The organism is Duganella rivi, from assembly GCF_009857435.1.
GTDB lineage: Bacteria > Pseudomonadota > Gammaproteobacteria > Burkholderiales > Burkholderiaceae_D > Rugamonas > Rugamonas rivi.
The window spans coordinates 64,108-88,674 of the sequence record NZ_WWCK01000005.1; the positions used below are offsets into that span (position 1 = coordinate 64,108).

A 24,567-nucleotide genomic window follows, 5' to 3' on the forward strand; every position below is an offset into this window, starting at 1 on the left:
CACCTTCAGAATTGCCGCGACAAGCCGGCGAACCAGCTGCGCGCCTCAAAGCGCGGCAGGCCGGGACTGCCTGCGCCGAAACGCCGCCAGCCGGAACGCTGGTCGTAGCGTTCGTACTTGAAGTCGATCTGCCAGTCGGCGTTGATCTGCTTGGCTATTTTGAGGCCAAGCGTGACGGCGCCGAAGGCCGACAGGCGCTGGTCTTCCGAATAGTGTACCGCACCGGCAGGCGGCATCGGCACGAACGGCGACTCAGGGTCGGCGTCGACGTAGAAGCGCGCGGCGCTTTGGGTGTACAGGCGCACGGCCGGCGTCAGCGTCCAGCCGCCGGGCAATGGCTGCACGTATTCCGTTTCCAGCGTATGGGCGCGCACGTCCCATGAATCGCGGTAGTAGCGGTAACCCAGGCGCACCGTGCCTTTCACGCTGGGCAGGTGGTGATTCCAGCGCGCCATCAGCGTGGTGTTGCGGCGGCTGTCCGGGCGCTGGTCGAACACTTTGTACGGGTCGGAGAAGTAGCCAGTGCCAAGCGAGCGGCCGAGGTTGAGCTGCACGATGTCGTTGATGCCAAGCACGCGCGTCACGCTCAGCAAGGCGGCGCTGACGTGCTTGCTCTTGTTCCTGGCGACCTTGTTGTTGGAATTGATGTCGTCGTTGGTGACGGAAAGGCCGGCTGTCCATGTGGTGTTCTGGTCGTCGCTGGACAGGCTGCCTTGCAGCATGCCGCTGCGCGACAGGTAGTCCGACTCGCTGGAAACGCTGGCGCCGGCGGTGATGCTGGCGCGTTCGAAGTAGCGCGTGGCTTCGAGGTCGGCGGCGCGGCGGCTGTCGCGCATCCTGGTCAGCGCTGCCGTGTGATAGGCCGGCGAGGCACCGGAGATGGCGTCGTGCACCAGCGTTGCGCCCAGCGACCACTCGCCGGCTACCGGCGCGACGACGTTGAGCGCGGTGGCTTTGACGCGGATGCGGTCGGCATCTGGCTGGCTGTCCAGGTAATCGAGATGTTTGAGGCTGATGGTGGCGCGCTCGGGCGGCGTTTCGGCTTGCACGGTGAGCGGCAGGGCGAGTGCGGCAGCCAGCAAGCTTGAGCCGAGCTTGGTCTGTTCGCTCATCAATTGCACCCGCATCCGCCGCCGCCGACGCCGGCGCCGCCGGCCGCCGCTTCCTTGCTGCTGTAAATGTGCTCGGCGAATTTGCGATCGAGCCCGTCGCCATTGAAGGTCATTTCGGGGCGGGCCAGCGTGCCGCGCTCCCAGGGCTGCACGGTCGCGCAGCCGGACAGCATGACAGCAGCGGCCAGGAAAATTAGTCGCTTCATGGTTGCGCCTCCAGCGCGGATTGAATGTCGGCTTCCAGCTGCTGCTGGATCTTCGGATTGAAGCCTGCATGCTGCTTGCGCACGCGGCCGTCGCGGCCGATCAGGATGCTGCTCGGCATGCCCTTGATGGCGTACTGGCGCGGCAGCTTGCCCTCGGGATCGAAGGCCACCGGAAAGGCTGCGGGCGTGGCAAGCAGGAAGCGCTTGCCATCCTCGCTGTCGGTATCGAGGTTGACGGCAATGATCTGCAGGCCTTGCGCGGCATAGCGCGCCTGCATCGCCGCCATCCATGGGAACGATTGCTTGCACGGCCCGCACCACGAGGCCCAGAAATCCAGATACACCACCTTGCCGCGCAAGTCCGCCAGCCGCGCCGCGCCCGCTACCGCGCCGGCCGGGATGGCGAAGTCCGGCGCCGCCTGCCCCGGCTCGACCGCCTGAGCCGGCGCCAGCGCGGCCAGCGCCAGCATTGCCGCGCACATCCGCTTAACCAAACGGCACATAGGAAAAACCATTCCCGATCACACCAATCAAGGCACTTTGATTTTCCGCCGCCTCGCTAAACCCCATCAGCACGCCGGCTATATTGTCCGCCTTCTGGTCAAGAATGTTGACCCAGTAAGCGACACCGGCCGCCTCGCCGGCGCGGTGCAGCACATTCTGGTAGTACTGCTGCACCACCTGGTTATTGGTCGGGTTGCTGCCATACAGCGTTTTGAATTCAGCCGAGGCGACAAAGCTTTCCGCCACCTGCTTCAGCGTCGCGCCCTGATCCATCATGCCGATCCAGTAACCGAGACCGGCCACATCCGGCGAGCGGTTAAACGCCGCCTGATAAATGCGATACGCCATGCCCGCCACGCCATCCGTATCGAGCGCCACGCTGACATCGCTGAACTTGATGCGCTCCACGTTCACCAAGGTATCCGTGCCCTGCGCGCCGGTGTTGTCGGTCAGCGTAAAGCCCTTGGAGGTCTTGAGCACGGTAAAGTCGGCGCGCTTGCCGGCCACCACGAAAGTATCGAGACCGCCGCCGCCATCGACCTGGTCGTTGGCCGCAGAACCGTTGAGCACATCCTTCGCCTCGCTGCCGACTATGGGCGCGGAACCGGCAGCCGGCAGCACGTTGATGAAAGCGGTGTAGACATTGCTGCCGCCCGCCGAGTCGCTGAGAATGTAGCGGAAGCTGTCTTCGCCGCTGTAGCTGCTGCTGGGTGCGTAGGTGTAAGAACCGTCGGCATTCAAGGTCAGCGTGCCGTGCAAGGGCTTGACGTCGAGCTTGTAGCTGACCTTGCTGCGATCCTCGTCGCTAGGGTCGGGTAGCTTGCCTGCCACCTGCCCCGCCTGTTCCACATCAATGGTCGCATCCGCGCCCAAGGCCGACTTGCCCAGCGTGATGGTCTGATCCGAGAACTTGAGGATCTCCGTATTCAGCAGCGTATCGAAACCGCTGCTGCCGTCGCGCGCCGCCACAAAGATTTTGCCGAAGCCGGAACTCAGCAAGTAATCAGCGCGCGCGCCCTCGAACACCGCCGTGTCGCTGCCCTTGCCGCCGTCTATCCAGTCGTTGCCCTTGCCGCCCTTGAGCGCGTTGGCGGCGTCGTTGCCGACCAGGACGTCATCAAACGCCGAACCGATCACGTTCTCGATCAGGGTGCCGGTGCCGATCGACAGATTGTTGACCGAACTGACGCCGCCCGCCGTCACGCCCACGCTGCTCACCTGCCCCGGCGTCAAGTTGATCGACGCGCCGGTGACGGCCAGCGAGGCATCGATGGTGTCGGCGCCGCCATCGTCAATGATGCTGGTCTCGGCGCTGAATTGCAGGCCCTTGAGCTGGTAGACGGTATCGCCGCCGTTGAACGCCACCGTGCCGTACAGCATGCGCAGCGCCGTGATGTCGAGCGCGCCCCACGTTGCCGGGAACAAGCCATCCGGCGAGGCCTTGCCGGACATGACGGTCAAGCTGGTCATGTCGTAGGCGGCGTTGAACTGCTGCGTGTACTGATCGCCGGGATCGACATTGGTCGGATGGCGCAAGCCCAGCGCATGGCCGATTTCGTGCAGCAGCGCGGCATAGCCTTCGGCGCCGGGCGCCAGTTGCAGCATCGACTCCACGTCCATCCACACGTCGCCGGCGGCAGCGGTGGCGCCCGGCAAGGCGGTAACGCCCTTGGTCGCCCCCTGCTCGCTGACGCCGAAGCGCAGGTCGCCCACCGTGGCGCCGCTCTCGCTGACTTCCTTGAAGGTCAGCCCGGTCAGCTGGCTCAGCGACGACAGGATGGCGCGCACCGTTTCCTGCTCGGCCGCCGTGAAAGCGCGGAAGCCGGTGGCGCCGGCGCCGCTGGCTGGCGCCTGCGTGACAAAGCTGTACGACACCGTGACCGCCGTGCCCAGCGCAGCGGAGGCATTCCAGCGCGCGCTGCCGCCGGCCACCAGGCCCTGGGTGGCCACGTCCTCCGGCTTGATGAAGCCCGAGAGCGCAAATTTCTCATCCCAGTGGCCGGCAAGGCCCAGCGCCTCGACATTGCTGATGGTGATGGAGAACTCGCTGCGCAGCGATGCGGTAATCACCGCGCTCACGCCATCGATGCTGACCTTGATGGTAAAGTCGGCCCACGTGCCCTTGCCGTCGCGCAGATCGGGCAGCCACACCGTGTCGAAGCCGCCCCGGCCGTCGACCACGTTGCGCGCGCCGCCGAGGTAGAACTCGTTGTCGGCCACGCTGCCCTTGAAGTTGTTGTCGGTCCAGCCGCCGCTGATGCTGGTGACGCCGACCAGCGTGTCGCGCGTGCCCCAGCCGTCGTCGGCGTAGCCGGCCTCAAGGTCGGCGGTGACTGCGCCGGGGCTGTCCCAGTAGGCCGCGGTCAGGCCGCGCCACACCTCGGCCCCGGCCACCTTCTCGATGCGGTCATTGCCCGCACCGCCGATCACCTGGCCGTTGAACAATTGGATCAGGTCATTGCCGTCGCCACCGAAAATATCGTTCCACTCGTCCTTGTTGGCGGCCGATTGGGTGTAGGTGTCATTGCCTGCTGTTAAGCGAATATCCATGGGCGGCCCTTAGCTACGCAAGAAACCCAGTGTTTGCTGGGAGAAGTTGGCCAGGTGCGGGAAGGCGCTGGTGAGATCGCCGGACGGCAAGCCCAGCCACTGCATCACGCTTGCGCCAACCTGATCGGTGGAGGTGGTTGGCACCCAGCGGCCGGCCTTGTCCTTGTCCATATCGTCGACGCCGCCCGGCACCAGCGTCGGGAAGGTGCCCAGCACCTGCCCGCCCGCCACCGGCCCGCCCAGGGCGAACCAGTGATTGCCCCAAGCGTGGTCGGTGCCGCCGCCCGAGGCCTGGCGCAGCGTGCGGCCGAAATCGCTCATCATCAGCGTGACCACATTCTGATCCATGCCGGATGCCAGATTGGCTTGATCGAACGCTGCCATGGCCTTGGCCAGCACAGCAAGCTGCGCATCCTGCGTGGTGCCGCCGCTGCCGCGCTGCGAAGTGTGGGTATCGAATTCGCCCCACTGCACCATGAACACCTGGCGCTTGTAGCCGAGGCTCTTGAACACCGGCAGCAGCGAGGCCAGCTTCCTGAGATTGTCGGCGAGCTGGTTGCTGCCGAAGTCGGCGACAGGGGTTTTGGCCATCAGGGCGGCCTGCGTGAACAAGGTGGAGTCGGCCACACTGCGGCCAAAGGTGGCCGCGTACTCGGCCTCGTACTGATTGGCGAACTGCCACTTGGCCATGCGGTTCATGGCCTGCGTGGCGGCGATCTGCGGCTGCGCCAGGTCGGCCGCGCCCCAGTAGCGCGAGTCGCCGCCGCTCAGGAACGAGACTGGCGACTTGCGGCCCAGCACCAGCGTGCGGTCGTTGCTCATGGTGACGGCGTTGATGTTGTTGCGCAGCGAAGTCGGGAACGCCTCCAGCGCGCGTCCGGCCCAGCCGCTGCCGTCGGCGTCGCCGAGCCAGCCTTGCTGCCACATCACCTGGTCGCTGTGCGACAGCAGGAACGACGGCACTTGCACCGACTGCTCCAGCACTTGCCGCGCCGTGGCCGGCTTGACCAGCGGGCCGGCGTTGGCGATCCACGCCAGCCGGCCTTTGTTGTACAGCTCGGCCAATGGCGACAAGGCCGGGTGCAGGCCGAAGCTGTGGCCGGCGCTGTTGCCGTTCAATTTGACGAGGCTGTCCTTGGCCAGCGCCAGCTCCGGCCGCGCGGTGGCGTAGTCGCTGTAGGCGCCGTCCAGCGGCACCAGCGTGTTGTTGCCATCGTTGCCGCCGTTGAGGAACAGGCAGATCAGCGCGCGGTAGTCGCTGGTGGCGGCAAGGCCGCTGTTAATCGAGCCCAGCAGGCTGGCGCTGCCCAGCATGCCCAGGCGCAGAAAATGACGTCGATCCATCATCGCATGACTCCGTAGTAGGGACTGGACAGCGCATAGGCCAGCAGGTTCATGGCCTTCATATTGTTGTTCTCGCCCCAGATGGTGGGCGCGAGATCCATCAGGTTTTGCCGCAAAGTCGGCGCCATCGCGCCGCGGAAGAAGCGCTCGTTGACCATGTTCACGTACAGCAGCGGCGAGGCGGCCAGGGCTTCGCCAAACGGCTCGACCTTGCAGCCGGCCGCCGCCGCTGCGCTGGTACTGCCAAAATTGAAGCCGCCCATGCGCGCCGACAGCGTGTCGGCGTTGATCAGCTTTTGTTCCGGCGCCAGCAAGTTGCTGCCCGGCGCGCGGTCGGTCGGCGCGTAGAAGCTGAACACGCTGGTCGGGTTGTACGGCGTCTGCTGGTAGGGATGAACAAGGTCGTTGTTGTTGTCCCACCTTGGTGCTTGCTTGCAGCCGAGGCCGCGCAACACGCCGGTGAACCACAGTACCGGCTCGCGCAGCTTGCCGAACGAATTCGAATCGGCGCCGATCTGATCACCCTTGCGTGCTTCCGCATCGAGCAAGATGGCTTTGACCACCGCTTTCATATCGCCGGCCACGCCCTTGCCGTTGTTGCGGAACACGGCGGCCACACGGCCGATGTAGGCCGGCGACGGGTTGCTGGTGACCAGGTGCTGGATCATGCGCAGGCTGACAAACGGCGCGATGTTCTGGTGCGCCATCAGCAGGCTGACGATGGTTTCCAGTTCAGCGGCCGCGCCCTTGTTGGCCGGGAAGGTGGTGCCCAGCACTTTCTTTTCGCCGTAGTCGTGCGCCAGCTCCCACGGGTCGGGCGTCAGCACGCCGTCGCGGTTCGACCAGTCCCAGCGCGACGGCGGCTCGGCCATGCGCCAGCCGGTCAGCGCGCGCGCCAGCTGCGAGACGTCTTCCTGGCTATAGGTTTCGACCGGCACGCCCTTGGCGTCGCGCACCGTGCTGCCGTCCATATTGAGCTTGACCACGCCCAGCGTGAATAGCTGCATTAACTCGCGCGCGTAGTTTTCGTTGGGCGCGCAGCCGATGCATTGCGGCGAGAGCGGACGGTTCTGGATGTTGTCGAGGTAAAGCCCCATCGGCGGATTGGTGGTCAGCGCGCGGATGAAATCGCCGTAGTTGCCGAACGCTTGGTCTTGCAGGAAGTTGGCGTAGACCAGGGCCGGGTACGGCGTCAGCTTGTTCGAGGAGGTCGGCACGAATTGCGAGATCGACCAGCTGACCCGCCGCCGCAACTGATCCGGGCTGCTGATCAGCGCAGGGTAGATTTGGCTGATGAAGTACTCGTAAGCGCGTTGCCCCTCAGCCGGAATTTCACTGTTGTAGACGCGGATCGGCGAGGTATCAATCTTGGAGGCTGGCAAGGCGAACTGCTCATCGATCCATTGCGAGAAGCCCTTCTTCTCAAGCTCGGCAATCAGTTCCGGCGTGGGGCCGAAGGTGGCTTGCTCGGCAAAGCGCGCTGCGGCGTAGCGCGAGACCAGCGCCCCGCTTTTGGTGACCACCTGCCCGCTCGACGCCAGCAAGTCCGGCTCGCCGCTGCCGGACTGCTGGCCGCAAGCGCCCAGCGCCGCCAGGGTCAGCGCGGCCAATATTCGTGAAGGGATGTTCATTGCTCGAACCTTAAAGAAATGAAGACTGACCAGCGGACAATTATAATGTTGATAATTGTTGCGCCTGTCACCCAAATGGATGATGCTGTGCGTTTCTTGCAACAATAATCGCGCGCGCCTCAGCAGAAATCGCGGCTGAAGGTGGGCAGGCGGCCCAGCAGGTGCGACATGTCGACCAGCCGCTTGGCAACCAGGTGGCGCACCATGCCCTCCTGCTGCCACACGCCGTACACGCCCAGCAGCGGCGCGCTGAGCACCTCGCGCCGCTGCTGTTCCAGCAAGGCCGGCCAGATGATGACGTTGACGTTGCCGGTTTCATCCTCCAGGGTCATGAAGATGACACCATTGGCGGTGCCGGGCCGCTGGCGCACCGTCACCATGCCGCAGGCGCGCGCGACCATGCCGGAGGTGTAGGTGTTCAGCGTTTCGGCCGGCATGAAGCGGTGTTGCAGCAAGGTGGCGCGCAGCAGCGCCAGCGGATGGCGGCCCAAGGTCAGACCGTGCGAACGGTAGTCGCCGAGGATGTCTTCGCCTTCGCTGGGCGCGCGCAGGGCCGGCGCGGCTTCGTCCGGCATGGTCGGGCGCAGCAAATCCTTGTCGGGCACGGCGCCGACCGCTTGCCACAGGGCCTGGCGGCGGTGGCCGGCCAGCCGGTGCAAGGCATTGCCGCCGGCCAGCACGTGCAAGGCGCGACGATCGAGGTCGGCGCGGCGCGCGAGATCGGCCACGCTGGCGAACGGGCCTTGCGCGCGCGCCTGCTCGATGCGGGCGGCGGCCTCGGCGCCCATGCCCTTCAGCATGTGCAGCCCCAGCCGCACTGCCGGCTGGCCGTGCGGCCCGGCCGGCTCTTCCAGCGTGGTTTCCCAGCCGCTGATGGCAACATCGATCTCGCGCACCACCACGCCGTGGCGCTTGGCATCCTGCACCAGCTGCGAGGGGGCGTAGAAGCCCATCGGCTGGCTGTTCAGCAGCGCGCACAGGAAGGCGGCCGGCTCGTGGCACTTGATCCACGAGCTGGCGTAGCTCAGCAGCGCGAAGCTGGCGGAGTGCGACTCGGGGAAGCCGTACTCGCCGAAGCCCTGGATCTGCTTGCAAATCGCATCGGCAAACGCATCGTCGTAGCCGCGTTCACGCATGCCGTCCTTGATCTGCTGTTCGTACTTGTCGACGCCGCCCTTGCGCTTCCACGCGGCCATCGCGCGGCGTAGCTGGTCGGCCTGCCCCTCGGTGAAGCCGGCGGCGATCTGGGCGATCTGCATCACCTGCTCCTGGAAAATCGGCACGCCCAAGGTGCGGCCCAGCGCCTCCTCCAGGCGCGGCGGGAAGTCGACCTTTTCGATGCCCATGCGCCGCTTCAGGTAAGGATGCACCATGCCGCCCTCGATCGGCCCTGGCCGCACGATGGCGACTTCGATCACCAAGTCGTAAAAGGTTTTTGGACGCAGGCGCGGCAACATGCTCATCTGCGCGCGCGATTCGATCTGGAACACGCCGATGGTATCGGCTTCGCAAATCATGTCGAAAGTGGGACTGTCTTTGCGCGGGATGTCTTGCATGCGGAACGGCTGGCCGCGCTGCGCGCTCAGCAGATCGAAACAACGGCGCAGGGCCGACAACATGCCCAGCGCCAGCACGTCTACCTTCATCAAGCCCAGTTCTTCCAAGTCGTCCTTGTCCCACTGGATGACGTAGCGGTCTTCCATGGTGGCTTTTTCAACCGGCACCAGCCGCGTCAACTTTTCGTGCGAGATGACGAAGCCGCCCGGATGTTGCGACAAGTGGCGCGGGAAGCCCAGCAGCGCCACCGCCAGCGCCGCCCATTGTTGCGCCAGTTGCGAGTTGGGATCGAGGCCGCACTCGGCCAAGCGCTCGACCAGGTCATGCTTGCTGTCAAACCAGCGCTGCGACTTGCACACCTTTTCCACGATCGCCAAGTCGACACCTAGCGCCTTGCCGCTATCGCGCAGCGCGCTCTTGGGGCGATAGCTGATCACCACGGCGGCCAGCGCGGCGCGGTCGTGGCCATATTTTTGGTAGATGTACTGGATGACTTCTTCGCGCCGCTGGTGTTCGAAATCGACGTCGATATCGGGCGGCTCGTTGCGCTCCCTGGAAATGAAGCGGCCAGTCAGCATCTGGCTTTCTTCAGGATTGACCTCGGTCACGCCGAGGCAATAGCACACCACCGAGTTAGCGGCCGAGCCTCGGCCTTGGCACAGAATCTCTTGCGAACGCGCGAAACGGACGATGTCGTACACGGTGAGGAAGTATGGCTCGTACTTCAGGTCGGCGATGAGCAGCAGTTCCTTTTCAATCAGCGCGCGCACCTTGTCGGACACGCCTTGCGGCCAGCGTTTCAGCGTGCCTGCATACACTTCCTGCCGCAGATAACTGGCTGGCGTGTGACCTTGCGGGATCAGTTCGTGCGGATATTCGTAGCGCAGTTGTTCCAGGTTGAAGGTACACATCTCGGCGATGCGCAGCGTTTCGGCCAGCGCTGTCGGCGGATACAGGTTCGCCAAGCGCATGCGCGGACGCAGGTGCTGTTCGGCGTTTTGCGGCAAGGAGTAGCCGCACTCGCTGACGGGCTTGCCGAGGCGTACCGCCGTCAGCGTATCGTGCAGCGGCTTGCGCGAGCGCACGTGCATGCAGACGTGGCCCAGCGCCACCACCGCCATCTGGTGCTGCGCGGCCACCTCGGCAATGCTGAGCCGATGCGCATCATCGAACGCGCGCTGCAACAGGTTGAGGCCCATCCACGCGCGGCCGGGGAACGTGGCCTCCATCCATGCTGCCTGCGCGTGCAAGCGGTCTACGTCCTTGGGCAGGTGGGCCGGGTAATGCGGCAGCAGAATCAGCAAGCAGTCCGGCAAGCCTTTCAAGTGCTCAAAGGCCGGTGGCGGCGAAGCCAGATCGGCGGGCGTTAGCAAGTAACTGCCCTTGGCGACGCGGTTGCGCGCAATGGTGATGAGCTCACATAAATTGCCGTAGCCGTTCTTATTCTGCGCCAGCGCGACGAAGGACAAAGCCGGCGTGCCATCAGCGTTGGTCAGCCGGAAGTAGCTGCCGATGATCAGCGGCAGCTTGCCCTTGGCCTCGGCGTGCGCCCGCACCACCCCGGCCACCGAGCATTCATCCGTGATGGCCAGCGCCGAATAATCGAGCTGCACCGCGCGCGCAACCAACTCCTCCGCATGCGAAGCGCCATGCAGAAAAGAGAAGTTAGACAAGCAGAACAACTCGGCATAAGCCGGCAGTCCAAAAGCGGGCAGTGGCGTACTCATATCAAATACTGTGTTTTTATACAGTATTTTACACCTACCCAGCGGTTATACTCAAAAAATGGATATTCAAGAACTTCTTTGTTTTGGTGTTGCGCCGGGTGGTGGGAATGCGGCGTTGGTGGTACAGCGCGATCGGTCTGGCGTGGAGCAGCGGCAGGTGTTTGCGCGGGAGCAGAATCGGCCGGCTTGTGTGTTTGTCGATGTGGTGGACGATGGCGGCATTGTGCTTGATTATTTTTATCCGCATACTCGTAGCCCGCTTTGCTTGCACGCGACCTTGGCGGCGGCGCGGGTGTTGCTGTCGCCGCAGCGGCCGGAACTCGTCGTGCACACGGCCATGCGTGGTCAGCCGTTGACGCTGATTCTGCAAGACGGCGAGGTGTTCGTTCAATTGACCAGGCAAGCGGCGCCGGATGTCGTCATAACGCCTGAGTTGCCGGGCCTGCTGCTGGCTGCACCGGGCATCCAGCTGGCCTCGCCGCCGGTGATCGCCTCGGTCGGCAGCCCCAAGCTGCTGCTGGAGGTGGCTAATACCACCATCCTGCAAGCCCTCACACCGGACTTGCCGCTTATCAACGAATGGAGCACGCAGCACGGCGTCAGCGGCTGCTACGCCTGGAGCCGCCGCGACGACGGCGCACTCGAAGGCCGCAATCTGAATCACCTCGATCCAGCCGCCGAAGACGGCGCCACCGGCGTGGCGGCGGGCGCCCTCACCGTCCACCTGCAAACCGGCATCACCCTCTACCAGGGCGCCAATGTCGGCACCCCCTGCCTGCTGCGCACCGAGCGGCGCGGCGAAAGTATTTTAATTGGCGGAAAAACCGAGTTTGCGTAGCACTACGTAGAACGATCACCTAGGTGAAGCATGCATACAACACAAAATAATGTTTGATTGTCTTAATGCTACAAAATCACCTGTCTATATGACTAATTTGCATAAAATCAAATTTTTCATGGGAGACGACACGTGTTCGCTAATACCACCTTACGTAAAGCCGTCTTGCTCAGTCTGTACGGCGCCAGCACCCTGGCGCTGACCACTGAAACCTACGCACAATCGACCGATGCTTCGATGCAATCGGTCAGCATCGTCGGCTCGCGCCGCGCCACCAGTTCCGCCACCGACACCACGGTGCCGGTGGACGTGATTCCACTGAGCAAGACCGCCGAGAGCGGTGGCCAGTTCGACCTGGCGCAAACCCTGACCTACATCTCGCCATCGTTCAACTCGACCCGCCAGACCGGCTCCGACGGCGCCGACCTGGTCGACTCCGCCGCCCTGCGCGGCCTCGGCTCCGACCAGACCCTGGTGCTGGTGAACGGCAAGCGCCGCCACACCACCGCGCTGGTCAACCTGTTCGGCGCGCGCAACCGCGGCAACACCGGCACCGACATGAACGCCATCCCGATGCTGGCCATCAAGGACGTGCAAGTGCTGCGTGACGGCGCCGCCGCCCAGTACGGTTCGGACGCGATTGCCGGCGTGATGGACATCGGCCTGAAAAAATCCAAGGGCTGCGAAGCCGTGACCGGCTACAGCCAGTACAGCAAGCGCGACGGCAAGAACTGGCTGGCCTCGGCCTACTGCGGTTTTGAGATCGGCAATGGCGGCGTGCTCGGCATCACCGGCGAATACCTCGACCGTGGCCGCTCGAACCGCGCCGAAGCCGACAATCCACGCACCATCGGCGACAGCAAGACCAAGAACCAGACCGTCTACCTGAACGGCGAACTGCCTACCGTCGGCACCGGCCGCCTGTACTTCACCGCTGGCGCGCAAAGCCGCGACGCTTCGTCGGGCGCATGGGCGCGCGGCGGCATCGGCAGCGACGACATCCCATCGCGCAACTCGGCCGCCATGTACCCGAACGGCTTCGTGCCGTTCATCAACGCGCAGATCGACGACCAGTACGCCATCCTCGGCCACCGCAACCAGCTGGGCGAGTGGAATATGGACTTGTCGCAGACTTACGGCAAGAACAAGATGATCTACGACATCAGCAACACGCTGAATGCGTCGATCGCCAACAAGGACTTGCTGGCCGGCGGCAAAGGCATCAGTCCGACCAGCTTCAACGCCGGCGGCTTCCAGTTTGAACAGCTGACCACCAACCTCGACTTCAACCGCTACTTCGAAGGCCTGATCGGCCGCGGCCTGAACGTGGCGTTCGGCGGCGAGTACCGCCACGAGAACTACAAGATCTACGCCGGTGAAGCCGGTTCCTACATCGACGCCGACGGCGTGGGCATCGGCGGCAACGCCGGCAGCCAAGGTTTCCCAGGCTTCCAGCCAGCCGACCAAGTGGACGCCAACCGTCACAGCACGGCCGCCTACCTCGACCTGGAAGCGGACTTGACCGACACCGTCAAAGCCCAAGGCGCCGTGCGCTACGAGCGCTACAGCGACTTCGGCTCGACCACCACCGGCAAACTGGCCGGCAGCTGGCGCGTGGCCCCGGCGGTGCTGCTGCGCGGTTCGGCTTCGACCGGCTTCCGCGCACCGTCGCTGCAGCAGATGTACTTCTCGTCGACCTTCACCGACTTCATCGGCGGCGTGCCGACCGACGTGGTGCTGGCGCCGAACAACAGCGCGGTCACCAACCTGGCCGGCATTCCCAAGCTGAACAAGGAAAAATCGACCAGCTTCACGCTGGGCTCGACCTGGACGCCAACCCAGGCGGTCTCCGTCACCGCCGACCTGTACCAGATCAAGATCAAGGATCGCATCGTGCTGTCCGGCCGCTTTGACGACAGCAACTACCCTGCACTGGCCACCAAGCTGGCAACGCTGGGCGTAGGCCAGGCGCAGTTCTTCGTCAACTCGGTCGACACCAAGACCAAGGGCCTGGATCTGACCGCGTCGCACAAAGCCAGCTTTGGCGCCGACAAGCTGACCACCTTCCTGGCCATGAACGTCAGCAAGACCGAAGTGACCGGCATCCACGCCCCAGCTTCGCTGAAAGGCTATGAAGACGTGCTGCTGTCGGAGAAGGAACGCCTGTACATCGAGCAAGGCGCACCGCGTTCGAAGGCCACCCTCGGTTTCGACTACGTGACCGGCGCATGGGAAAGCGATCTGAAGATCATCCACTTCGGCCCGCAAACCCTCGGCACCTACAGCGGCACCGCCGGCGGCGTGGAGAACCAGCACTACAAGGCTAAGACCTCGGCTGACCTGGCCTTCACCTACACCATCAACAAGAACATGAAGTTCTCGTTTGGCGGCAACAACATCTTCAACGTGCACCCAAGCACCCAGAACCCGGACGAAACCGACAACGGCTTCAAGTACGAGTCGGTGCAGTTTGGCCTGAACGGCGCGTCCTACTTCGGCCGCCTGTACGTGAAGTTCTGATGTAACGATTGCTTACATTTGGCTAACGTAATCTAGCGCGCGGCCGTTCTACACTCCATTGTCTTAATTTTCGGCAATGGAGTGTTCTATGCGCCGCGCGTTCACCCTCATGTTGTTTCTGTCCCTGCTGCAAGGCGCACTTGCGTGGGCGGCACTCGGCAGTTCCCCTTCCAATTTCGGCACGCCGACCACGCAGACCAAGCTGGCTGCGCGCAGTCTTGCTGCCACAACGCAGGCCAGCGACGCCGTCTACACGGTCACCCAATCCACGCTCGACAGCGGCACCATCGTGCGCGAATACACCGACGCCAGCGGCGTGGTGTTTGCCGTCAGCTGGAAAGGCCCGACGCTGCCCGACCTGCGCACGCTGCTCGGCGATAAATTCACCGTCATGACCAGCAATGCGGCCAAGCGGCCCAAGGCCGGCCACTCGCAGCTGGCGGTGGATCAGTCCGACGTGGTGATCGTCTCCAACGGCCACATGCGCGCCTTTGCCGGCCAAGCATGGATCCCGGCTTCGCTGCCTGCGGGCTTCGACACCAGCACCATCGAATAAGGACGCGGCGCATGAAATATCCATCCTTGGCAGGCGTCCTGCTGTGCCTGATGCTGGCTGCGTGTGGTGGCGGCGGTTCGTCTTCCAGCACCAGCAGCAGCACCTCGAAAGAAGCGATGACGGTCGCCACACCCGTGATCAGCATCAGCGCCACACCGACCGCCACCACCACCGGCCAAGTCATCACGCTGACGTGGAGCGTGAGCGATGCGCCGGCCAGCGGCTGCACGGCCTCCGGCGCGTGGAGCGGCACGGTCGCCAGCAGCGGCACGCAGAGCGTGACGGCGGGCGCGGCCGGCACGTCCAACTACACGCTCACCTGCGGCACTGTCAGCAACACCGCCGTGGTAACGGTCAGCACGCCGCCGCCCTCGCCCACCGTCAGCCTGACGCTGGCCCCGGCCAACATCACCACCGCGCAGACCAGCACCTTGAGCTGGTCGTCGGCCAACGCCACCAATTGCAATGCCAGCGGTGCGTGGAGCGGCAGCAAAGCCACCTCCGGCTCGGTCACCATCACGCCAAGCGCAGCGGGCGCTTTCACCTACAGCCTCACGTGCAGCGGCGACGGCGGCAGCGCCACCGGCAGTACCGCGCTCAGCGTGACGGCTGCGCTCAGCAACAGCACCGCCATCATCGTCGATAGCGGCCCGAGCGGCGTCAGCGGCGTGATCAACGTGCCTTATGTCAGCGTGACGGTGTGCCGTCCCGGCACCAGCACTTGCCAGACCATCGACCATGTGCTGCTCGATACCGGCTCCTACGGCCTGCGCCTGCTGGCCAGCCAGCTGAGTTCGGCGCTGGCGCTGCCAGCCGTCACCACTGCCTCCGGCGACGATGCCGGCGAATGCGGCAAGTTCATCAGCGGCTACACTTGGGGCGCGGTGCGGCAGGCCGACGTCAAGATCGCCGACGAAGTGGCCTCCGGCATTTCGATCCAGGTGATCGGCGATACCGGCGCCAGCTACACCAGCACGCCGTCCACCTGCAGCAGCGCCGGCGCCAACCTCGGCACGCTGTCGGCGATTGGCGCGAAAGGCATCCTCGGCGTCGGCATGTTCAAGCAGGATTGCGGCACCGCGTGCGCCAACGCGGCCATCAGCGGCGTGTACTACGCTTGCGCCAGCGGCAGCTGCGCTGCCAGCGCCATGCCGCTGGCCAAGCAGATCAGCAACCCGGTAGCCTCGTTCGCCGTCAACAACAATGGCTTGCTGATTACCATGCCGAGCGTGGGCACCTCCGGCCTGACCTCGGTCAGCGGCACGCTGGTGTTCGGCGTCAACACGCAGAGCAACAACACCATCGCCAGCGAAACCATCTACAAGGCCAACAGCAGCGGCGACTTCAGCACCACCTACAAGGGCAAGACCTACAGCGCCAGCTTCATCGACAGCGGCTCCAACGGCTACTTCTTCACCGACAGCACGATACGCCAATGCTCGGGCGGCGACTTCTACTGCCCGGCCTCGACCTTGTCGCTAACCGCCACCAACGCCGCCTCGGACGGCAGCGCCTCCGGCACAGTCAGCTTCAACGTGGTGAACCTGGTCAGCCTGTCGTCCAGCATCACGGCGGCGCAGGTCGGCGGCACGGTGGGCAGCAGCACGTCGTCCGGTAACTACTTCGACTGGGGCATGCCCTTCTTCTACGGCCGCCGCGTGTTCGTGGTGATGGAAAACACCACCGTGGCCGGCAAGGCCGGGCCGTACTGGGCATATTGATTGCGCCATGTCATGGCGCTGTCACGATAAATAGCTAAAGTCGCAACCTTGAATTTTCCCCTTATTCGAGGTTGTGATGAAATTAAATCTGGTGATGCTGGCCGCCATGAGCGCTGCCGGTCTCGTAGCATGCGGCGGCGACAACGCTCCGTCCGCCCCAGCCGTTCCGGCGATCCCGGAAGGCACCACGGTCACCCTGGCCCTGTTGGAAACCACCGACATCCACGCCAACGTGATGAGCTACAACTACTACTCGCTGGCCGAGGACACCAGTCTCGGCCTGGAGCGCACCGCCGCGCTGGTCAAGGCCGCGCGTGCCGAGAACCCGAACAACCTGCTGCTGGACGACGGCGACACCATCCAGGGCACCTTGCTGGGCGACCTGCAAGCCGTCACCAAGCCGATTCCTTGCACCGACACGCTGGCCGTGCACAAGGTCATGAACGCCATGAAGTACGATGGCGGCGGCTTCGGCAACCACGAATTCAACTACGGCCTGCCGTACCTGAGCCAGATTACCAATACCGACTTCGGCATCCCGGGCGTAACCAAACCGAGCGGCACCTGCGGCGCGCCGGCCTTCCCGCTGGTGCTGACCAACGTGACCGGCGTCAGCAGCGGCAAGCCGATTGTGCAGCCGTACACCCTGCTGCCGCGCACCTTCTCGGCCACGCAGCCGGATGGCGCCAAGCTGGACGTCAAACTCAACGTCGGCATCATGAGCTTTGTGCCGCCGCAGATCCTGGAATGGGATCAGAAAAACCTGGCCGGCAAGGTTGCCGTGACCGGCGTGCAGGAAGCGGCCAAGCAGTACGTGCCTGAGATGCGCAGCAAGGGCGCGGACTTGGTAGTGGCGCTGTCGCACGGCGGCCTCGATCCAAGCACCTACAGCCCGAAGATGGAAAATGGCTCCTACCACCTGACCACCACCGGCATCGACGCGCTGCTGATCGGCCACTCGCACCTGATCTTCCCGAAAGGCAAAGAGACTGGCGCAGCGGCACTGGATCCATCGTTCGCGGCCTTCCCGGCCAGCGCCAAGATCGACGCCATCAACGGCTTCGTCAACGGCGTGCCGACGGTGATGGCGCAGAGCTGGGGCCGCCGCCTCGGCATCATTAAGCTGACCTTGGCCTACACCGGCGGCAAGTGGGTGGTGCAGCCTGCTAAAACCACCGTGGAATCGCGCGGCTTCAAATACACCGATGGCGCCACCAACATCGCCGCCGACAGCAGCGTCGCGCCGCTGATCGCCACCGAGCACGCAGCCACCATCGCTTACGCCAAGCAACCGCTGGGCGTGAGCACCGACTTTGAGATGTCGTCTTACTTCTCGCTGGCAGGCGACGTCAGCGCGATCCAGCTGGTGAATCAGGCCCAGCTGGCGTACGTGAAGAACTTCATCGCCACCAGCACCGATGCGACCATCGCCAGCTACAAGAACATCCCGGTGATCTCGTGCAGCGCGCCGTTCAAAGCCGGCCGCAACGGGCCTTCCGACTTTACCGACGTGGCGCCGGGTGCGAGCGCGGCAGCGCCAGTCGGCCTGCAAGTGCGCAACCCGGGCGACTTGTACCTGTACTCGAACAACAACCTGCAAGCGGTGAAAATCAAGGGTTCCGACCTAAAGGCGTGGCTGGAAACGGCGGCCAAGCAGTTCGGCCAGATCGATCCGGCCAAGACCACCGAGCAGGACTTGGTGCCATCGTACGGCACCATCTACAACTACGACGTGTTCTACGCCGAGAACAACGCCCTGACCTACCAGATCGACGTGACCAAGCCAGCCGGCAGCCGCATCGTCAACCTGACCTACCTGGGCAAGGCCGTGGCCGATGGCGATGATTTCATCGTCGCCACCAATGACTACCGCGCGGGCGGCGGTGGCGCGGTGCCGGGCATCGATGGCAGCAAGACCATCATCAAGTCGCCGGACGCCAACCAGACCGTGGTCAGCAACTACCTGTCGGCGCAAGGCACGGCGACCGGCAAGGTCACGCTGGCCGGCAACGGCAGCGCGCGCAGCTGGAGCTTTGTGAAAGTGGCGACGGCCGGCCCGGTGATTCTGCGTTCGGCGCCGGGCCACCTGGCGCTGGCCAAGAGCAGCGGCATCACCGCTGTCACGGCCGAGGGCGGCCTGGACGCCAGCGGCTTTGCCAAGTACACCATCGACCTGAGCAAATAACATGCGCATCCTGCTCCCGCTGCTGGCCTCGGCCGTTCTGTTTGGCTGCCAGATCCAACATGAGAAGCCGACCTCGGCGCAGATCGAAGTCATCGGCATGAAGGCCAAACAAGAGGCCGACGCCCACGCCGAGCGCAAGCTCATGGCGTGGGCCGAGCAAAACATGCCGGTGGCGCAGCGGGAGCTGGCTATCTTGTACCAGTCGCGTCCGAAGCAGCGTGCCGATGCGCTCAAGCTGTTTGAGCAAGCAGCGCGCGGCGGCGATACGGAAGCGGCGTTCCAACTGGGCGAGATGCTGCGCATCGGCGTGCTGGGTGTGCCTGCCGAGCCGGCTGCCGCGTCGGCGTGGTACACGGTGGCTGCGCAGCACCAGCACGCGAAAGCATCGCTGGTGCTGGGGCTGCTCTACAAGAACGGCGAAGGCGTGAAACAAGATGCGGTGCAAGCGGCGCACTGGCTATCGCAAGCGGCCGAACTTGGCAATGCGCACGCCATGTTCCTGCTCTCTAACATCTACAACGAAGGCGCGGGTGTGGCGCAAGACCGTGCCAAGGCCCGCCATTTCCTTGAAGAAGCGGCCGAGCACGAGTACCCGCCCGCCATCCAGGAACTCGCCATGACCGTCCAGCTAGGCGACGCGATCACTCCGCGCGACGAACTGCGCGCCAGCCACCTGATGAAGGAAGCGAGCGAACACCGCCGCAACAACTGGAATCGCTTCTAATACGGCACTCCTACGTGGGACGGCGCACAGACCCGGCCTGGAGCGGCTCCTAGACTGAATTGGTAGTCCCCGCCTGTTCATTAGCCATGCAAGGAGCCAACATGAGAACCACGTCAACATCGTCAGATAAAATTCCGAAACCTATTCCTACCGAAACCCAACCGCAAGACGCCATCGCCCTGCTGATCGAAGATCACGAAGAGGTGAAGGCGATGTTCGAGCAGTTTGAAGGGCTGAGCGATCGGGCAAATGTCAGCAAGCGTAAGCTGGCCCTGCAAATCTGCGAGGCGCTCACCAAGCACGCCATGATCGAGGAAGAGATTTTCTATCCCGCCGTGCGCGAAGTCATCAAGGATGAAGATCTGATGGACGAAGCCGTTGTTGAACACGCCTCGGCCAAGGATTTGATCGCCCAGATCCAAACCATGGAGCCAACGGACGATCTGTTCGACGCGAAAGTCAAGGTGCTGTCGGAAATGATCGAGCACCACGTTGAGGAAGAGGAAGGCGAGATGTTCCCGAAAGTGCGCAAGACCAAGCTCGACCTGGAAGAACTAGGCGAGGCCATGGCCGTCCGCAAGGAAAGCATCGAGCTGCCGCCTATTTAACGGCCAGGCGCTCCATCTCGCGCTGCATATTGTCGATGGCGCGTTCGTTGTACTGGTCGGCAAAATAAGCATCGCGGAATAGTTGTCCCGCCTGCGCTTTACGGCACAGGTGGGCCAGCGCCCCGCCGCGCTGCTCCCGATACCTGGCATCCGGCAGGTGGATGTATTCCTGCCGGATCGCGCGCGCATAGTTTTGGTAGACCTCGTCGTCCTGACCGAGGATCGCCAAGTCCACACACAGCAAAATGTCCTTGAGCCGGTGCGTGATCGATGCTTCCTGGAAGTGATCGGTAGCCCGGATCAACTCGGCCGCATCGGCCATTTCTTGTCCGAGATGGCTGCCCAGCCACAGTTGCGCGCTGGCTTCCTCGTTGCTGAGCGTGCCGGGCTCGCCGCTATGCCCGTACTCGGCGTCATGGAACCAGAAGGCTTGCTTGATGATGTCCACGTCGGCCTGGTCCGGCCGCGTATTGGCCGCCCACACGCGGATCTCGCACAGGCCGTGCACCAGGTGGTCGAGGTTGTGATAGTGGCGCGCCGTGCCGCCGTACGCAGTCGGGCCGGTCAGCTGCACGAACCACTGGTCGGCGTGGGCAATGGCAGTGGCGTCGCGGTGCGCGTAATCCCACAGCGTTTCCCACTCGCGGCGCAGCCAGCTCAGCACCCAGGCATGGTAGGCCGGGCCGGGCACGAATTTCTTCATGATCCAGTTCCAGCCGATCGGCCCTTCCAGCGCTTTGACGAAGGACGAGCTCACCGAGCCCAGGTCGCGCGGCGGCATGACGAACACCGTCTTGGCGCCTTGCAGCACGTCGACGTTGGTTTGCTGGATCAGGTTTTCGTAATCGAAATCGGCGGTGGTGCGGATGCCGCGGATCAGGCACTCGACGCCCTGCTTCTTGGCCGCGCGCGCCGTGTAGTCGCCGCGCACGATCACCACCGACACATTGTCCCAGCCCTGCTCGGCGCAGCTGAGCGCAATGATGCTCTTGCGCTCCTCGGCCGAGAACTTGGGCTTCTTGGCAGGATTCTCGGACAGGAACACCACCACCTCGTCCGCCAGCGAACGGGCTTCGTTGATCACCCACATATGACCGTTGGTGATCGGATCCAGGGTTCCCGAAAAGCCGATTTTCTTCATGCGCCACTCCAGCACCGTGTTAAAACGGCATTTTAAGCTGGAGTGGGCTTGCTAGTCTCGGGAAAATCGACGTTGACCTTCAGGCCGCCCAGCCGCTCGGACTGGTCGAGCGACAGCACGCCGCCGTGGCGCTCGGCAATCGACTGCACGATCGCCATGCCCAAGCCGCTGCCGCCAGCAGGGCTGCCCGGCACGCGGTAGAAGCGGCTGAACACGCGCTCGCGCTCTTCCGGCGGGATGCCGGGGCCGGAATCTTCCACGCTCAGCAGGATGCGCGGCTTGGCATTTTTTGTGGCGGGCACGCTACGGCGGATGTCGATATCGACCGTGCCGCCGGCCGGCGTGTACTTGATGGCGTTGTCGACCAGGTTGCGCAGCAGGATAAGCAGTGCGTCTTGCTGGCCCGCCACCATCACCTCGTCGGCATGATGCAGGCCGAGGTCGATCTGGCGCGCCTGCGCGAGGCCGTTCATGTCGCCGAGCACGCGCTTGACCAGTTCGCTCAAATTCACCGGCTCCAGCTTGATCTCCTCGATGCCCCCCTCCTGCCGTGCCAGCACCAGCAATTGCTCGACCAGCCGGGTGGCGCGCTCGATGCCGGCCGACACGCGCGACACCGCCACCTTGCGCGCCGCCTCGTCCGGCGCGCGCTCAAGGCTGAGCACCTGCAACTTCAGCGCCGCCAGCGGCGTGCGCAGCTCGTGCGCGGCATCGGCCACAAAGTGCTGCTGCGCCTCGAACGCCGTGCGCACCCGCACGAACAGCAGGTTCAACTCCTGCACCAGCGGCAGCACCTCATCCGGCAAATCGTTTTCCGACACCGGCGACAAGTCATCGGCCTGGCGCGCCGCCACCTGCCGCTTGACGCGCGACACCGGCGCCAGCGAGCCGGACACGACCCACCACACCACCAGCATCAGCACCGGCGCCATCACGGCAATCGGGCCGACCGTACGTAAGGCCAGCGTACCGGCCATGCGCTGGCGCACCGCCATATCCTGCGCCACTTGCACGGTCTGGTTGGAGGTCTGGACGGAGAAGATGCGGTAGGTGGTGTTCTTCACCTTGACGTTGGAAAAGCCCAGCACCGCCCGCTGCGGCAAGGCCGCGCGCGACAGCGAACGGAACACTTGCGCGCCGTCTGGCGTCCAGACTTGCACTACGAGGTCGTCGTTTTCGGGATCGGCTGCCGTGTCGGCCGCCTTGTTGGTCAGCGTGGCGCTGGAACGCAGCGACATCGCCATTTGCTGCATGTGATAGTCGAAGATCTGGTCGGCGTCGTTGAGCGCGCTGCGGTAGGCAATCATCGCCTGTGCGATGGCCGCCATGGTGATGGCGGCCAACAGGAACCACAGCAAGCGACCGCGCAGCGAGTGCGTTACCACTGGCACCCGTGGCAACGACGGCATCTTCACCTTCATAGTTTGGGAACCATGTAGCCCAAGCCGCGCACGTTCTGAATCAGCTCCGCGCCCAGTTTTTTACGCAGGCCGTGGATGTAGACTTCCACCGCGTTGCTGTTGACTTCATCCTTCCAGCTGTACAGTTTTTCTTCGAGCTGGTGCCGCGACAGCACGATGCCGGGCCGCGCAATCAGCGCTTCCAGCACCGCCCACTCGCGCGCCGACAGGCTGACCGGCTTGCCGTCGGCCATGACTTCGCGGGTTTGCGGATTGACCGTGACGTTGCCATGCTCGAACACCGGCTCGGCACGGCCGGCCGAACGGCGCAGCAAGGCGCGGATGCGGGCCAGCAGTTCGTCGAGGTCGTAGGGCTTGAGCACGTAATCATCGGCGCCGGCGTCGAGGCCGGCGATGCGCTGTTCCTTGGCATCGCGCGCGGTGGCGATCAGCACCGGGGTCAGCTCTTTGCGCAGGCGCATCGAGCGCAGCACTTCAAGGCCGTCCTTGCGCGGCAGGCCCAGATCCAGCAACACCAGGTCGTAGGTCTGGGTTTGTAGCGCGGTGTCGGCCATGTCGCCGTCCTTGACCCAATCGACGGCGTAGTGCTCGGCCCGCAGGAGGTCTAGCACTACTTCGCCGATCATGGTGTCGTCTTCTACCAGCAGAAGTCGCATATTTTTCCTTGTTATTTGCTTAGCCCAGTCGGACAGGTATGAAGATTTTATCGTCGCCGCGCTGGATCAGCAATGCCACCGACTTGCCGGCCTTGCCCACCACTTCGCGCACTTGATCAACGCTGTTGACCGGGCGGCCGTTCACGGACAGTAGCACGTCGCCCGGCTGCACCCCGGCACTGGCAGCCGCGCCGCCGGCATCCTGGATCAGCAAGCCGCTGGCGATGCCCGATTCACGGCGCTCCGATGGATCGAGCTGGCGCAGCGACAGGCCGAGGCGCAGCTTGGCAGTGGCCTGGTCGGCCGGGCCGTCGTCATCCTGCGCGGCCACCTTGTCCTTGGCGTTGCCCAGGGTGGCGGTCAGCTGCACCGGTTTGCCCTGGCGCCAGACGTCCAGCGTGACCTTCTCGCCAGGGCTCGACAGTCCAACCATCGACGGCAGATCCGCCGAGCTGATGATCTTCTGACCGTTCATGGCACGGATCACGTCGCCAGCTTTCAGGCCAGCCTTGTCGGCCGGGCCGCCGCGCTCGACATTCGAAATCAGCGCGCCTTCCGGCGTTGCCAAGTTGAAGGAATCGGCAAAGCCCTGGTTCACTTCCTGTACCGTCACGCCCAGCTTGCCGTGCACCACCTTGCCGGTAGCGACGATCTGGTTCTTGATCTTGTTAGCCACATCGATCGGGATGGCGAACGACAAGCCCTGATAGCCGCCGGTCTGGCTATAGATCTGCGAATTGATGCCGACCACCTCGCCGCGCGTGTTGAACAGCGGCCCGCCCGAGTTACCGGGGTTCACCGCCACGTCGGTCTGGATGAACGGCACGCTGGCGTCGCCGATCGCGCGGCCCTTGGCACTGACCACGCCGGCAGTCACGGTGTTGTCGAGGCCGTATGGCGAGCCGATCGCCAGCACCCACTCGCCCACTTTCAAATCGTTGGCTTTCGCCAGCGGCACCACCGGCAAATTCTTGGCGTCGATCTTCAGCACGGCGACGTCGCTTTGCGGATCGGAGCCCAGCACCTTGGCGCGGAATTCGCGGCGGTCGGTCAGCTTGACCACCACCTCGCTGGCGTCGCGCACCACGTGGGCATTGGTCAGGATGGTGCCGTCGGAACTAATAATGAAGCCGGAGCCGAGGCCATGCGTGGGCTGGGCGCGCTGGCCGCGCTGCGGGCCTTGCTGGAAGCGGCGGAAGAATTCATAGAAAGGATCGTCGGCAAACGGGTCGTCCCGCCCTTGCGGGCCGTTGTAAGCGGTCTTGGTGCTGCCGGTCACGCTGATGTTGACCACAGCCGGGCCATTGTGGGCCACGATCACGCTGAAGTCTGGCAAGGAGATGGATGGTGCCGCCACCGGAGCCGGGGTGGCGGCCGGCGCGACAGCGGCTACCGGCACGGTAGCGGCGGCAACCGCAGCATTTTGTTTGACGACGACGGCACCGCCCACGCCGACCACGCCCAGTATGGCGACGGCTGCAGCGGCACGCTTGAGAGTAGTGTTGGACATAACGGTTCTCCTATGACAATGAAGACTTTAGATGTATCCAATATGAGGGTAAAAAC

At 64.0% G+C, this 24,567-nt stretch carries 18 protein-coding genes; 7 read left to right on the plus strand and 11 right to left on the minus strand.

The annotated features are described in order from the left end of the window. Positions 1–5: 5 nt before the first annotated feature. The 7 genes from GTP45_RS16450 to GTP45_RS16480 all read right to left on the minus strand — a co-directional run bounded on the left by GTP45_RS16450 (position 6) and on the right by GTP45_RS16480 (position 10,631). Positions 6–1,112, minus strand: coding sequence for a DUF3570 domain-containing protein (locus GTP45_RS16450; RefSeq protein WP_229258508.1), 1,107 nt, complete (start codon positions 1,110–1,112; stop codon positions 6–8). Beyond that, positions 1,112–1,318, minus strand: a complete 207-nt coding sequence (locus tag GTP45_RS16455; RefSeq protein WP_161014971.1) for a DUF4266 domain-containing protein — start codon at positions 1,316–1,318, stop codon at positions 1,112–1,114. The genes GTP45_RS16450 and GTP45_RS16455 overlap by 1 nt, the downstream gene beginning before the upstream one ends. Then, a complete protein-coding gene (locus GTP45_RS16460) occupies positions 1,315–1,821 on the minus strand; it encodes a TlpA family protein disulfide reductase (protein WP_229258509.1) in 507 nt (168 codons plus the stop codon). The genes GTP45_RS16455 and GTP45_RS16460 overlap by 4 nt, the downstream gene beginning before the upstream one ends. Next, positions 1,805–4,372, minus strand: a complete 2,568-nt coding sequence (locus tag GTP45_RS16465; protein WP_161014972.1) for a DUF4214 domain-containing protein — start codon at positions 4,370–4,372, stop codon at positions 1,805–1,807. The genes GTP45_RS16460 and GTP45_RS16465 overlap by 17 nt, the downstream gene beginning before the upstream one ends. Positions 4,373–4,381: 9 nt before the next feature. After that, on the minus strand, positions 4,382–5,719 hold the full coding sequence (locus GTP45_RS16470; RefSeq protein WP_161014973.1) for a DUF1501 domain-containing protein: 1,338 nt from the start codon (positions 5,717–5,719) through the stop codon (positions 4,382–4,384). Further along, positions 5,716–7,347: a DUF1800 domain-containing protein gene (locus GTP45_RS16475; protein ID WP_161014974.1), complete on the minus strand. Its 1,632-nt coding sequence runs from the start codon at positions 7,345–7,347 to the stop codon at positions 5,716–5,718. The genes GTP45_RS16470 and GTP45_RS16475 overlap by 4 nt, the downstream gene beginning before the upstream one ends. Positions 7,348–7,466: 119 nt before the next feature. Beyond that, on the minus strand, positions 7,467–10,631 hold the full coding sequence (locus GTP45_RS16480) for an error-prone DNA polymerase (RefSeq protein ID WP_161014975.1): 3,165 nt from the start codon (positions 10,629–10,631) through the stop codon (positions 7,467–7,469). A gap of 58 nt (positions 10,632–10,689) precedes the next feature. Between GTP45_RS16480 and GTP45_RS16485 the strand changes: the two genes are divergently transcribed. The 7 genes from GTP45_RS16485 to GTP45_RS16515 all read left to right on the plus strand — a co-directional run bounded on the left by GTP45_RS16485 (position 10,690) and on the right by GTP45_RS16515 (position 19,783). Further along, positions 10,690–11,469 (plus strand): PhzF family phenazine biosynthesis protein, encoded by a 780-nt coding sequence (locus GTP45_RS16485; RefSeq protein ID WP_161014976.1) that lies wholly within the window; start codon positions 10,690–10,692, stop codon positions 11,467–11,469. Between the two features lie 132 nt (positions 11,470–11,601). Then, positions 11,602–13,989, plus strand: a complete 2,388-nt coding sequence (locus tag GTP45_RS16490; RefSeq protein WP_161014977.1) for a TonB-dependent receptor plug domain-containing protein — start codon at positions 11,602–11,604, stop codon at positions 13,987–13,989. 88 nt (positions 13,990–14,077) lie between these two features. Then, positions 14,078–14,545 (plus strand): DUF2844 domain-containing protein, encoded by a 468-nt coding sequence (locus GTP45_RS16495; RefSeq protein WP_161014978.1) that lies wholly within the window; start codon positions 14,078–14,080, stop codon positions 14,543–14,545. A gap of 11 nt (positions 14,546–14,556) precedes the next feature. Then, entirely contained in the window at positions 14,557–16,266 is a 1,710-nt protein-coding gene (locus GTP45_RS16500; protein ID WP_161014979.1) for a DUF3443 domain-containing protein, read from the plus strand. A 76-nt stretch (positions 16,267–16,342) separates the two neighbouring features. Then, entirely contained in the window at positions 16,343–18,451 is a 2,109-nt protein-coding gene (locus tag GTP45_RS16505; protein WP_161014980.1) for a bifunctional 2',3'-cyclic-nucleotide 2'-phosphodiesterase/3'-nucleotidase, read from the plus strand. 1 nt (position 18,452) lies between these two features. Beyond that, positions 18,453–19,175 carry a tetratricopeptide repeat protein gene (locus GTP45_RS16510; protein WP_161014981.1) on the plus strand — a complete coding sequence of 241 codons (723 nt, stop codon included), beginning with the start codon at positions 18,453–18,455 and terminating at the stop codon, positions 19,173–19,175. Between the two features lie 101 nt (positions 19,176–19,276). Continuing rightward, positions 19,277–19,783: a hemerythrin domain-containing protein gene (locus GTP45_RS16515; RefSeq protein ID WP_161014982.1), complete on the plus strand. Its 507-nt coding sequence runs from the start codon at positions 19,277–19,279 to the stop codon at positions 19,781–19,783. Here GTP45_RS16515 and coaD read toward each other — a convergent pair. The 4 genes from coaD to GTP45_RS16535 are packed head-to-tail and all read right to left on the minus strand — an operon-like array spanning position 19,776 to position 24,511. After that, the gene (gene coaD / locus GTP45_RS16520; protein ID WP_161014983.1) at positions 19,776–20,924 is read right to left on the minus strand and encodes a pantetheine-phosphate adenylyltransferase; all 1,149 of its coding nucleotides are present in this window, start codon (positions 20,922–20,924) and stop codon (positions 19,776–19,778) included. The genes GTP45_RS16515 and coaD overlap by 8 nt on opposite strands. Before the next feature lie 32 nt (positions 20,925–20,956). Next, positions 20,957–22,333: an ATP-binding protein gene (locus GTP45_RS16525; protein ID WP_229258510.1), complete on the minus strand. Its 1,377-nt coding sequence runs from the start codon at positions 22,331–22,333 to the stop codon at positions 20,957–20,959. An 8-nt stretch (positions 22,334–22,341) separates the two neighbouring features. Next, a complete protein-coding gene (locus tag GTP45_RS16530) occupies positions 22,342–23,001 on the minus strand; it encodes a response regulator (protein ID WP_161014985.1) in 660 nt (219 codons plus the stop codon). Between the two features lie 19 nt (positions 23,002–23,020). After that, on the minus strand, positions 23,021–24,511 hold the full coding sequence (locus GTP45_RS16535; RefSeq protein WP_161014986.1) for a DegQ family serine endoprotease: 1,491 nt from the start codon (positions 24,509–24,511) through the stop codon (positions 23,021–23,023). Positions 24,512–24,567: the final 56 nt, after the last annotated feature.

What these genes read in the sequence shown, in the direction of transcription:
- coaD (WP_161014983.1), bottom strand. Translation starts at nt 20,924, where the DNA reads ATGAAGAAAATCGGCTTTTCGGGAACCCTGGATCCGATCACCAACGGT.
- GTP45_RS16455 (WP_161014971.1), bottom strand. Translation starts at nt 1,318, where the DNA reads ATGAAGCGACTAATTTTCCTGGCCGCTGCTGTCATGCTGTCCGGCTGC.
- GTP45_RS16485 (WP_161014976.1), top strand. Translation starts at nt 10,690, where the DNA reads ATGGATATTCAAGAACTTCTTTGTTTTGGTGTTGCGCCGGGTGGTGGG.
- GTP45_RS16480 (WP_161014975.1), bottom strand. Translation starts at nt 10,631, where the DNA reads ATGAGTACGCCACTGCCCGCTTTTGGACTGCCGGCTTATGCCGAGTTG.
- GTP45_RS16535 (WP_161014986.1), bottom strand. Translation starts at nt 24,511, where the DNA reads ATGTCCAACACTACTCTCAAGCGTGCCGCTGCAGCCGTCGCCATACTG.
- GTP45_RS16500 (WP_161014979.1), top strand. Translation starts at nt 14,557, where the DNA reads ATGAAATATCCATCCTTGGCAGGCGTCCTGCTGTGCCTGATGCTGGCT.
- GTP45_RS16475 (WP_161014974.1), bottom strand. Translation starts at nt 7,347, where the DNA reads ATGAACATCCCTTCACGAATATTGGCCGCGCTGACCCTGGCGGCGCTG.
- GTP45_RS16525 (WP_229258510.1), bottom strand. Translation starts at nt 22,333, where the DNA reads ATGCCGTCGTTGCCACGGGTGCCAGTGGTAACGCACTCGCTGCGCGGT.
- GTP45_RS16515 (WP_161014982.1), top strand. Translation starts at nt 19,277, where the DNA reads ATGAGAACCACGTCAACATCGTCAGATAAAATTCCGAAACCTATTCCT.
- GTP45_RS16530 (WP_161014985.1), bottom strand. Translation starts at nt 23,001, where the DNA reads ATGCGACTTCTGCTGGTAGAAGACGACACCATGATCGGCGAAGTAGTG.
- GTP45_RS16460 (WP_229258509.1), bottom strand. Translation starts at nt 1,821, where the DNA reads ATGTGCCGTTTGGTTAAGCGGATGTGCGCGGCAATGCTGGCGCTGGCC.
- GTP45_RS16495 (WP_161014978.1), top strand. Translation starts at nt 14,078, where the DNA reads ATGCGCCGCGCGTTCACCCTCATGTTGTTTCTGTCCCTGCTGCAAGGC.
- GTP45_RS16465 (WP_161014972.1), bottom strand. Translation starts at nt 4,372, where the DNA reads ATGGATATTCGCTTAACAGCAGGCAATGACACCTACACCCAATCGGCC.
- GTP45_RS16450 (WP_229258508.1), bottom strand. Translation starts at nt 1,112, where the DNA reads ATGAGCGAACAGACCAAGCTCGGCTCAAGCTTGCTGGCTGCCGCACTC.
- GTP45_RS16470 (WP_161014973.1), bottom strand. Translation starts at nt 5,719, where the DNA reads ATGATGGATCGACGTCATTTTCTGCGCCTGGGCATGCTGGGCAGCGCC.
- GTP45_RS16510 (WP_161014981.1), top strand. Translation starts at nt 18,453, where the DNA reads ATGCGCATCCTGCTCCCGCTGCTGGCCTCGGCCGTTCTGTTTGGCTGC.
- GTP45_RS16505 (WP_161014980.1), top strand. Translation starts at nt 16,343, where the DNA reads ATGAAATTAAATCTGGTGATGCTGGCCGCCATGAGCGCTGCCGGTCTC.